This window comes from Actinotalea ferrariae (assembly GCF_019733465.1).
Taxonomy (GTDB): domain Bacteria; phylum Actinomycetota; class Actinomycetes; order Actinomycetales; family Cellulomonadaceae; genus Actinotalea; species Actinotalea ferrariae_A.
On sequence record NZ_JACVQL010000183.1, the window covers coordinates 1 to 10,268 of the forward strand.

Genomic DNA, 10,268 nt, shown 5'->3' on the forward strand with positions numbered 1-10,268 from the left:
CTGCGGGACCGGCCGCCGGGGCGCTCGCGGGGGTCGTCACCGCCGCCGAGGACGGGGGCGTGACCACCCCCGTCGCGACGCGCCGGCCGCGCGTGCGCCGGGCCGGTGCTGCGGGGGTGGTGCCTTCGGTCGTGTTCTCGTCGGTCACGGGTGCTCCAGACCCGAGGGCTGTCCACACTCGCCGGCCCTCGGGCGGTTCGGTCGTCGCGTGCGCCTCGCGCTGCGCGACGGAAGTCGTCGGGTCGTCACGGCTGGGCGGGCGGCGGCGCCTGCGCCTGCGCGTCCGGAGGACGGCGGCGCACGGCGGGCCGCGGACCGGGGTCCAGCGGGACGTCGTCGGCGGGGGACGGTGTGGCGACCCCCATGCCGCGGTCAGTATCGCACAGGACGTGCCCGCCGCTCCGCGACATGCCACGCATCTCGCCCGTGTCGTGGCGGCTCGCCGGACCGGCCCCGGGCGGGAGGTACCGTGCGAGCAGCCGGCCGTCGAGGAGCACGCATGAGCCCGAGGGGCACCCACCACGAGCACGACCGCCTCGCGGCCGCGGACCTGCTCGACGCGGCGCTCGGCCTGGCCTCCCATCTCGACCTCCCCACCGTGCTGCAGCGGTTCGTCAGCGCGAGCGCGGACCTCACGGGCGCGCGCTACGCGGCGATCAACGTGCTCGACACGCAGGGGCGGTCGACCACCTTCGTCCACACGGGCATCGACGAGCGCATCGCGGCCGTGCTCGGCCGCCCACCGCACGCCATCGGCGTGCTCGGCTCCATCCCGCCGCACGGCACGCTGCGCCTCGACGACCTCACCAAGCACCCGACGTTCAGGGGCTTCCCGCCCCACCACCCGCCGATGGGCTCGTTCCTCGGCGCCGCCGTGCGCGTGCGCGACCGCGTGTTCGGCTACCTCTACCTCTCCGAGAAGCCCGGCGGGTTCACCGACGAGGACGACGAGGCGGTCGTCACCCTCGCGGCGGCCGCCGCCGTCGCGATCCAGAACGCCCAGGTCTACGCGGAGTCCGAGCGCCGCGAGCACTGGCTGCGTGCGGGGCAGGAGATCACGACGATGCTGCTCTCGGGCGCCGAGGAGGAGGACGTGCTCGCGCGGATCGCCTCGTCCTCGCGCGTCGTGGCGGGGGCCGACACGGCGGCGCTCGTGCTCCCCGGCCTGGGCGACGACTGGGTGATGGAGATCGTCGAGGGCGTCGGCGCCGACGAGCTCATCGGCACGGTCATGCCGCCCGACGGTCGCGCGCGCACCGTGCTGGGCGACGGCATCGGCCTCGCCGTCGACTCGCTCGACCGGGCGCGAGCCATGCGGGTCGAGGCCATGCGGCAGTTCGGCCCGGCGCTCTACGCCCCCATGCAGGCCGACGGCCGCGGCGTGGGGGTCCTGGTGCTGCTGCGCCGCAGCGGGTCCCCGCCGTTCGCGCCGAGCGACCTCGCGACCGCCGAGGCGTACGCCGCCCAGGCGGCGCTCGCCCTCGTCCTGGCCGAGGCGCGGCACGCCCAGGACGTGGCGGCGCTCCTGGACGAGCGCGAGCGCATCGCCCGCGACCTGCACGACCTGGCGATCCAGCAGCTCTTCGCGACCGGCATGCAGCTCGAGACGGTGCGCCGGCGCGCGGCCCGCGGGGTCGACCCGGCCGAGCTGACCGGCATCGTCGAGGACGCCCTGGACAACGTGGACTCGACCGTCAAGCAGATCCGCTCGATCGTGCACGCGCTGCGCGACCCGGACGCGAGCGCCCCGCTGGCCGAGCGGCTGCGCCGCGAGGCGTCGCTCGCCCGCACGGGCCTCGGCTTCGCCCCGGGGCTCGTCATCACGGTGGAGGGCCGCGGGCTCGACTCGGCCGAGGCGCACGACGGCGACGCCGGCCAGCTCGACGACCGGACCGGCGACGACCTCGCCGACGACGTCGTCGCGGTCGTGCGCGAGGGGCTGGCGAACGCGGCGCGGCACGCGCGCGCCACGGCCGTGACCGTGCGGGTCGCGCTCGTCGTGGACGGGCCGGCCGGCGACGGCGGCCCGGGTGCCGCGGGCCACGTCGTCGTCGAGGTCGAGGACGACGGCTCCGGCCTCGCGCCCGACCGGGACCGACGCTCGGGCACCGAGAACCTGGCCGCGCGGGCCCGACGCCACGGCGGCTCGTTCAGCCTCGGCACGCCCTCCGGCGGGCGCGGCACGCTGCTGCGCTGGCTGGTGCCCCTGCGGGCCTGACCCGCCCACCCGGACCGCCGCTCGCGCGCCCGCCCGCGGCAGGACCGGTCGGGTCGTGGGTCAGTCGGCCGGCTCGCCGCGCCAGGCGCTCTTCTTGTGCCCGGCCACCCACGCCGCGACCTGGGTGCGGCGCTGCAGCCCCATCTTGGCGAGCAGCGACGTGATGTGGTTCTTCACGGTCTTCTCGGCCACGCCGAGCCGCTCGGCGATCTCGCGGTTCGACATCCCCTCGCCGATGAGGTCGAGCACCTTGCGCTCGCTCGGCGTGAGGTCGGCGGTCGGGTCGTCGTGGTCGGCGCGACGCCGCGTCACGGTGCGCTCGTCGAGCAGCGTGCGGCCCGCGGCGACCGAGCGCACGACGTCGGCGATCTCCGCGCCGCGCACGCTCTTCAGCAGGTACGCCGCCGCGCCGGCCTGGAGCGCGGCCGCGAGCGCGTCGTCGTCGTCGAACGACGTCAGCACGATCGCGCGCGTCTCGGGGAGGGGCTCGCGCAGCGCGGTCATGACGTCGATGCCCGTGCCGTCGGGCAGCTGGAGGTCGACGAGCATCACCTGCGGGCGGACGAGCGTCGCACGGCGGACCCCGTCGGCGACGGACCCCGCCTCGGCGACGACGGTCATCCCCTCGGAGCGGTCGATCACCTCGGCGATCCCCCGGCGGACGACCTCGTGGTCGTCGACGATCATCACGGCGATGTCACCCGAGCGGCCGGCTGCGGGCGGGACGTTGGCTACCACGCCTGCATCCTAGGTGCGGGGAGAGGGCCCGCCGGGGAGGCGCGGTCGAGCCGATGCCCGTGGCCGCGGCTGGCACCGCGGGCACGTGAACGACGAGCGGTTCATGAAGGAGTCTCGGAGCACGGTCGCACCGCACCGCGGGCACGCGCGGCCGGCCTGGCCGTAGACGGCGAGCGAGCGGTCGAAGTAGCCGGAGCTGCCGTTGACGTCGACGTAGAGCGCGTCGAAGCTCGTCCCGCCGGCGCGCAGGGCCTCCGTCATGACCTCCGCCGCCGCGTCGAGCAGGCGGCCGACCTGCACGGGCCGCAGGGCGTCGGCGGCCCGCCGGCCGTGGACCTGCGCGCGCCACAGGGCCTCGTCGGCGTAGATGTTCCCGATCCCCGAGACGAGCGTCTGGTCGAGCAGGGCACGCTTGACCTCGGTGCGGCGACGGCGCAGCGCCCCGACCAGGGCCGCGCGGTCGAGGTGCGGGTCGAGCAGGTCCCGCGCGATGTGGACCGCGGGCGCGGGCAGCGCGGCGAGCGCGCTGCCGCGGCCGGCCGGGGCGCCGTCGGGCGTCGGGACCAGGTCGGCGACCATGAGGTGGCCGAACGTCCGCTGGTCGACGAAGTCCAGGACACGGGGGCCGTCAGGCCCGTCGAGCCGGAGCCGGGTGCGCAGATGGGCGTGCGAGCCGGCCACGTCCGCCTGCTCTCCCCCGGACCGCACGAGCAGCTGGCCGCTCATGCCCAGGTGGGCCAGCAGCGCCTCGCCGGAGTCCTCGCCGTCGAGCAGGAGCCACAGGAACTTGCCCCGCCGGACGGCTGCCGTCAGCGTGCGGCCGGTCAGGCGACCGGCGAAGTCCCGGGGACCGCCGTCGTGCCGGCGGACGCTCGAGTCGCGGCGCACCTCGACGTCCGTGACGGTGCGGCCGAGGACGTGCCGGGCGAGCCCGTCGCGGACCGTCTCGACCTCCGGGAGCTCAGGCACCTGCGCTCAGGAGCCCGCGCGGTCGCGCGCCACCCCGGCGGGCGAGCTCGCCGCGACGCTCTCGACGAGCTGCTCGAGGGACCGGTACGCGGCCTCGGCGGCCTCCTGCTCGGCGACCTTCTTCGAGGGGCCGGTGCCCTCGCCCCGCACCTCGCCGCCGAGGTGGATCCGGGCGGTGAAGACGCGGGCGTGGTCGGGCCCCTCCCCCTCGCACCGGTACTCCGGGACGCCGAGGTCCAGCCTCGAGGCGAGCTCCTGGAGCGAGGTCTTCCAGTCGAGCCCCGCACCCAGTCCGGCCGCGGCGCTCAGCGTGTCCTCCACCAGGCGCGCGACGACGTCGCGGGCCGGCTCGAGGCCGTGGGTGAGGTAGACCGCCCCGATGAGCGCCTCGAGCGTGTCGGAGAGGATCGAGTCCTTCTCGCGACCGCCCGTCGCGAGCTCGCCCTTGCCGAGCAGCAGGTACTCGCCCAGGCCGAGCTCACGGGCGATCGCCGCGAGGGCGCGCTGCGACACCGTCGCGGCCCGCATCTTCGCGAGCTCGCCCTCGGACAGGTCCGGGTGGCGGCGGTACAGCGCCTCGGTGACCACGAGGCCGAGCACCGTGTCCCCGAGGAACTCGAGCCGTTCGTTGGTGGGGATGCCGCCGGCCTCGTGCGCGAAGGAGCGGTGGGTCAGCGACAGCACGAGAAGCTCGGGGTCCAGGTGGACCCCGAGCTTCTCGACGAGCTGGGTGGCAGGCGTCGCCGTCATCGGGCGCTCACCTGCGGGTACGGCACGGGCGTCAGTGCGACTCGTGCTCGGTGCGCACGGCCTCGGCGTACTGCCGGCCGTTGTAGGCACCGCAGGCCGGGCACGCCACGTGCGGCAGCTTGTTGGCCTTGCAGCGCGGGCACGTCGTGAGGGTCGCGGCGGTCGTCTTCCACTGCGACCGACGCGCACGGGTGTTGCTGCGCGACATCTTGCGCTTCGGAACAGCCACGGCTAGCTCTCTTTCGTGTCGTCGAACATGCTCTTCACCCGGTCGAGCTCCGCCCACCGGGGGTCAATGACCTCGTGCGTGTGGTCCGCGTTCTCCGGGTCCGCCAGCCGCACCCCGCACTGGGGGCACAGGCCCGGGCAGTCCGGCATGCAGACGGGCAGGAACGGCAGTGCCGGCACCACCGTGTCCCGCAGCGCGGGCTCGAGGTCGATCAGCTCGCCCTCCAGCTCCCGCACGTCCTCCTCCTCGTCGCCGTCCTCGACGGCGACGCGGGCACGCTCGGGGTACACGTACAGCTCCTGGACGTCGGCGTCGATCTGCTCGACGACCTCGGTCAGGCACCGCACGCACTCCCCGACGGCCCGGCCGCTGACGCTTCCGGAGACCAGGATCCCCTCCATCACGGCCTCGAGCCTCAGGTCGAGGCGCAGGTCGTCACCGGCGGGGATGCCGATCACGGCGGTACCGAGGTCCTCCGGCGCCGGGACGGTGCGCTGCTCGCGCCGCATGGTCCCCGGACGCCGACCGAGCTCGTGCGTGTCGAGCACGTACGGCGATCGGGGATCGAGGGTGAGCGGGCGCTCCACAGCGTCACGTCCTGGGTCGAGGGGTCTCGGTCCGCGCCATGAGCGGCAGGACCGACGGGCCATGCTACGGCATGGGGCAGGGCCGCCCAAACCACGGCCACCGCGGCCGACGGCGGCTCAGCGCTCGTCGTCGCCGAGCCGGTCCGCGAGCTTGGCGCGACCTGCCTGGACCTGGCTGAGCACCTTGCCCAGGTCGATCTCGAAGTCGGCGAGCCTGCGGTCGCAGTAGTCGTCGGCGTCGCGGCGCATCGCCGCTGCCGTGCGCTCGGCCTCCGCGACGATCTCCGCGGCGCGCACGCGCGCGGCGACGACCACCTGCTCGGTGCTCACGAGCTCCTCGGCGCGCTCGCGCGCGGAGGCGATGACCTGCTCCGCCTGCTGCTGGGCCTCGGCGAGGACCTCGTCGGCCCCCGCGAGCACCTGGTCGGCCTCCGTGAGCTGCGTCGGCAGCACCGCGTAGGCCTGGTCGATGAGGTCGAGCACCTCGGCCTTGTTGACGAGCACGGACGAGGACATGGGCATCGCGCGTGCCGACGCCACGGCCTGCTCGAGCGCCTCGAGGATCCCCGTGAGCCCCTCGGGCCGGGTCGGGTCCTCGAGCGCACCGGTGTCGGCGTGCTCCCTCGCGGGCCCCTCGCCGTCGGCGTACCGGGCGTCGCTCATCGTGCCTCCTCCGTGGGCTGGGGGTGGAGCCGGGCCATGAGGACCTCGACCACCCCGGGTGGCACGAGGTCGTCCACGCGGCCACCGTGGCGGGCGACGTCCTTGACCAGCGACGAGGCGATGTGGACCACCGAGCGGTCGGCCGGGAGGAACACCGTCTCCACGCCGCTGAGGTGACGGTTCATCAGCGCCATGGGCAGCTCGCCGTCGTAGTCGGCGCCGTTCCGGAGGCCCTTGAGCAGCACGTCCGCACCGACGTCGCGGCAGAAGTCCACGAGCAGCCCGGGGACGACGGCGACCCGCACGCCCGGGATGTCGGCGACCGCCGCCTCCGCGAGCGCGACGCGGTCCGCGAGCGGGAGCAGGGGCTGCTTGGTGGAGTTGGTCGCGACCGCGAGCACCACCTCGTCGAAGAGCCGCGCGCCGCGGCGGACGACGTCCAGGTGGCCCAGCGTCACGGGGTCGTAGGAGCCGGGGCAGACGGCGACGGTCACCCGGCCACCTTAGGACCCCGCCCTGCCCGCGTCGTCCGGGTCGCCCGCGTCGTCCGGGTCGCCCGCGTCGTCCGGGTCGCCCGCGTCGTCGGGGTCGCCCGGTGCGTCCGGGCCGGCAGCGTCCTCCGGGTCGCTCGGGTCCTCCGCGTCGGCGAACCACAGCGCCGTCTCGCCGTACCGGCGGTGGTCCGACCGGCGCAGCCCGCTCGGCCACGCGGGTTCCGGCGACCGCGAGGAGCGCTCGACCACGACGAGGGCCTGCGGGTCGAGCCGCGGCACGAGGGCGGCCAGCACGGCGGCGACGTCGTCCTCGCCGACCTCGTACGGCGGGTCGACGAGGACGAGGTCCGCGGGTTCGCCGGGGCGACCGAGGAAGGCCAGCACCCGCTCCGGCGCGACCCGCACACCGGGCAGCCCGACGGCGGCGGCGTTGCGCCGGCACACGTCGGCGGCGGCTCGCGCGGACTCCACGAGCACGACGCTCGCGGCACCGCGGCTCGCCGCCTCGAGGCCCAGCGCGCCCGAGCCCGCGTAGAGGTCGAGGACGCGCGCGCCGTCGAGCACGTCGAGGTGCTCGAGCCGGGAGAAGAGCGCCTCGCGCACCCGGTCGGTCGTCGGCCTCGTGCCTCGTCCGGGCACCTGGATCACCCGGCCGCCGGCCGTCCCCGCCACGATCCGCGTCACCGGGTCAGGGTAGGGCGACCGGCGCGGCGCGCGACGCGGCGCGACGCGAGGGGCTCAGCTGCGGTCGAGGAACTCCTCGCGCTGCGGGTCGAGCCACAGCTCGATGGCGTCGCGGAGCACGGGCCACTCGCTGAGGTCCGGGTCCTCCGCCACGAGCGCGACGGCGTCCTCCCGCGCCTGCGCGATGAGCTCGGCGTCCCGGACCACGCGGAGCATGCGCAGCGAGCTCGCGCCACCCGACTGCGACGCGCCCAGGACGTCGCCCTCGCGCCGGAGCTCCAGGTCCACGCTCGCGAGCCGGAAGCCGTCCGTGGTCTCGGCCAGCGTCCGCACCCGGGTCGCGGCGTCGGTGCCCTCGGGCGCGTCCGAGACGAGCAGGCACAGCCCCGGCGCCGAGCCGCGGCCGACCCGCCCGCGCAGCTGGTGCAGCTGCGAGAGCCCGAACCGGTCGGCGTCGAGCACCACCATGACGGTCGCCGCGGGGACGTCGACCCCCACCTCGACGACCGTGGTCGAGACGAGGACCTGCACCTGACCGGCGGCGAACCGGTTCATGACGTCCTCCTTCTCGCTCGCCGGGAGGCGCCCGTGCAGCACGCCGACCTCGACCCCGGCGAGGACGGGCATCGCCGCGAGCTCGGCAGCGACCTCGTCGACCGCGCGCAGGGGCCGCCGCTCGCGGTCGTCGGGAAGCCCTGGCGAGACGGGCAGCACGGGCAGCAGGGAGTCGTCGTCGCCGTCGGGCTCCCCCGCCCCGCCGGTGGCCTCGGCGACGAGGTCGGCGTCGTCCCCGGCCGCGCGGTCGGCGTCGTCCGCGCTGATCCTGGGGCAGACGACGTACACCCGGTGACCCGCGTCGACCTCCTCGCGCACGCGCCGCCACGTGCGCTCGAGCCACGCGGCCTTGCCCGCCGGGACGACGTGCGTCGTCACACCCGCCCGGCCTGCGGGCACCTCGGTGAGCGTCGAGACCTCGAGGTCGCCGAACACGGTCATCGCCACGGTGCGCGGGATCGGGGTCGCCGTCATGACGAGGAGGTGCGGCGTCGTGCCGGCCTTGGCGCGGAGCGCGTCGCGCTGCTCGACGCCGAACCGGTGCTGCTCGTCGACCACGACGAGCCCGAGGTCCGCGAACTGCACCGTCTCGCCGAGGAGCGCATGGGTCCCGACGACGATGCCGGCCGCGCCCGAGGCCGCGGCGAGGAGCGCCTCGCGGCGTGCGGCCGCCGACTGGGAGCCCGTGAGCAGCACGACGCGGGTGGCCCGCTCGGCCGCCCCGAGCATCCCCTCCTCCGCGAGCTCGCCGAGGAGCAGCCGCAGCGTGCGCAGGTGCTGGGACGCCAGCACCTCCGTCGGCGCGAGGAGCGCCGCCTGCCCGCCCGAGTCGACGACCTGGAGCATCGCGCGCAGCGCGACCACGGTCTTGCCCGAGCCGACCTCGCCCTGCAGGAGCCGCTGCATGGGTCGCGGCGCCGCCAGGTCCTGGCTGATCTGCCGCCCGACCTCGCGCTGCCCCGCCGTGAGCGCGAAGGGCAGCCGCTCGTCGAACGCGTGCAGGATCCCGGCCGCGCCGGGGACGCCGGGCCGGGCCACCGCGTCCTGCGCGGCGACGAGGGCGCGCCGCCGCGCCAGGGCGGCCTGGAGCACGAAAGCCTCCTCGAACCGCAGGCTGCGCCGTCCGCGGCGCCAGTCGTCGTCGGTCACGGGCAGGTGGACGTCGTGCAGCGTCGCGTGGGCGCTCCGCAGGCCGTGCCGTGCGCGCACGGGTGCCGGCACCGGGTCCGGCATCTCCTCGGGCAGCAGCGGGTCGAGCACCGTGCGCACCGCGCGCGCGATCCGCCACGTCGGCACGGCGGCGGAGGCCGGGTAGATCGGGATCGGGCGGCTCGCCTGGACCATGGCGGCCGCCTCGTCGTCGGCGTCGAGGCCCACGATCACGTAGTCGGGGTGCGTGAGCTGGAGCTCGCCGCGGTAGGCACCGACCGTGCCCGTGAACAGGCCCACCCGGCCCGGGACGAGCTTGCGCTCGTGGTTCTGCAGCACACCCACCCGCTTGGCGAAGAAGGTGAGGCTCAGGTCCCGGCGCCCGTCGGACACCCGGGCCTGGAGCATCGCCCCGCCGCGGCTGCGCATGGTCCGGACGGTCGCCTGGCGCACCTCGGCCATGACCGTGACGTGCTCCCCGACGGCGACCGACGTCAGGTCGGTGAGCCGCCCGGGCGTGGCGTAGCGCCGTGGGTAGTGCCGCAGCAGGTCACCGACCGTGTGCAGGCCGAGCTTGGCCAGCGGAGCGGCGGTACGGGGACCGAGCAGCCGGTCGAGCGGGTCCGCGAGCCGGCGCGGGCTGCCGGGCAGCGGGATGTCCTCGGGGCTCAGCGTCCGTCCCTCCTCGCCCTGGTCTGCTGGCTGCTCGTCACTCGACGCCGACCTCCACGCCGGGGCCCTCGGCCCCCGTCGCGAGCACCACGACGTCGACCGCCGGGTGGGACGCGGCCAGCCCCTCGACGAGCCGGTCCCCGAGGTCGGGCGGCGCACCGCGGCCGACGAGCGCGGTCACGAGCGAGCCGTCGGCGGCGAGCAGGGCGCGGGTCGAGGCGAGCACCTGCTCAGCATGCACCGCACCACCGACGCCGTCCGTCACGTCGACCCGGCGGACGCCGTGGACGGCCGCCGTGAGCCGCGCGACGGCGTCCTCGGCGGTCGCCGGGTCGAGCGTCACGGCGGTGGCGGCCCCCGCGACCACCTGGACCTCGGCGAGGTCGCCGAGCTCCACGACCCGGGGCTCGCCGGCGAGGCCACGACCCGTCGGCACGCCGTCGACCGAACCCGCGACGGCCAGCACGACCACGACCTCCGCGCCCGTGTCCTCGACCGCCCGGCGCAGCTCGCCGCCCGCCGTGCCGGAGGCCGGCGCGAGCACGACGACGGCGCCGGCG

At 76.0% G+C, this 10,268-nt stretch carries 11 protein-coding genes; 1 reads left to right on the forward strand and 10 read right to left on the reverse strand.

The features are described from left to right. Positions 1-499: 499 nt before the first annotated feature. Entirely contained in the window at positions 500-2,218 is a 1,719-nt protein-coding gene (locus ICW40_RS14360) for a GAF domain-containing sensor histidine kinase (RefSeq protein ID WP_221654705.1), read from the forward strand. Positions 2,219-2,278: 60 nt separating this feature from the next. Here ICW40_RS14360 and ICW40_RS14365 read toward each other — a convergent pair whose 3' ends face one another. The 10 genes from ICW40_RS14365 to ICW40_RS14410 form a co-directional block, all read right to left on the reverse strand. After that, positions 2,279-2,905 carry a response regulator gene (locus tag ICW40_RS14365; RefSeq protein ID WP_221654712.1) on the reverse strand — a complete coding sequence of 209 codons (627 nt, stop codon included), beginning with the start codon at positions 2,903-2,905 and terminating at the stop codon, positions 2,279-2,281. Between the two features lie 60 nt (positions 2,906-2,965). Then, positions 2,966-3,925: a bifunctional DNA-formamidopyrimidine glycosylase/DNA-(apurinic or apyrimidinic site) lyase gene (gene mutM / locus ICW40_RS14370; protein WP_221654706.1), complete on the reverse strand. Its 960-nt coding sequence runs from the start codon at positions 3,923-3,925 to the stop codon at positions 2,966-2,968. Positions 3,926-3,931: 6 nt separating this feature from the next. Next, positions 3,932-4,675, reverse strand: coding sequence for a ribonuclease III (gene rnc, locus ICW40_RS14375; RefSeq protein WP_221654707.1), 744 nt, complete (start codon positions 4,673-4,675; stop codon positions 3,932-3,934). A gap of 31 nt (positions 4,676-4,706) precedes the next feature. Beyond that, entirely contained in the window at positions 4,707-4,904 is a 198-nt protein-coding gene (rpmF, locus tag ICW40_RS14380) for a 50S ribosomal protein L32 (protein WP_221654708.1), read from the reverse strand. Between the two features lie 2 nt (positions 4,905-4,906). Beyond that, positions 4,907-5,491 (reverse strand): YceD family protein, encoded by a 585-nt coding sequence (locus ICW40_RS14385; RefSeq protein WP_221654709.1) that lies wholly within the window; start codon positions 5,489-5,491, stop codon positions 4,907-4,909. 117 nt (positions 5,492-5,608) lie between these two features. Next, positions 5,609-6,154: a hypothetical protein gene (locus ICW40_RS14390; protein WP_260459236.1), complete on the reverse strand. Its 546-nt coding sequence runs from the start codon at positions 6,152-6,154 to the stop codon at positions 5,609-5,611. After that, on the reverse strand, positions 6,151-6,648 hold the full coding sequence (coaD, locus tag ICW40_RS14395) for a pantetheine-phosphate adenylyltransferase (protein WP_221654710.1): 498 nt from the start codon (positions 6,646-6,648) through the stop codon (positions 6,151-6,153). Before coaD ends, ICW40_RS14390 begins: the two co-directional genes overlap by 4 nt. Positions 6,649-6,657: 9 nt before the next feature. Then, positions 6,658-7,332, reverse strand: a complete 675-nt coding sequence (gene rsmD, locus ICW40_RS14400) for a 16S rRNA (guanine(966)-N(2))-methyltransferase RsmD (protein WP_221654711.1) — start codon at positions 7,330-7,332, stop codon at positions 6,658-6,660. Between the two features lie 54 nt (positions 7,333-7,386). Next, on the reverse strand, positions 7,387-9,687 hold the full coding sequence (locus tag ICW40_RS14405) for an ATP-dependent DNA helicase RecG (RefSeq protein WP_221654714.1): 2,301 nt from the start codon (positions 9,685-9,687) through the stop codon (positions 7,387-7,389). 58 nt (positions 9,688-9,745) lie between these two features. After that, positions 9,746-10,268 (reverse strand): hypothetical protein (locus ICW40_RS14410; RefSeq protein ID WP_374199164.1); only part of this gene is annotated, 523 nt, incomplete at its 5' end.

Excerpts from the sequence above, each read along its gene's own strand:
- ICW40_RS14360 (WP_221654705.1), top strand. The coding sequence starts at position 500 with ATGAGCCCGAGGGGCACCCACCACGAGCACGACCGCCTCGCGGCCGCG.
- rnc (WP_221654707.1), bottom strand. The coding sequence starts at position 4,675 with ATGACGGCGACGCCTGCCACCCAGCTCGTCGAGAAGCTCGGGGTCCAC.
- ICW40_RS14390 (WP_260459236.1), bottom strand. The coding sequence starts at position 6,154 with ATGAGCGACGCCCGGTACGCCGACGGCGAGGGGCCCGCGAGGGAGCAC.
- ICW40_RS14365 (WP_221654712.1), bottom strand. The coding sequence starts at position 2,905 with ATGATCGTCGACGACCACGAGGTCGTCCGCCGGGGGATCGCCGAGGTG.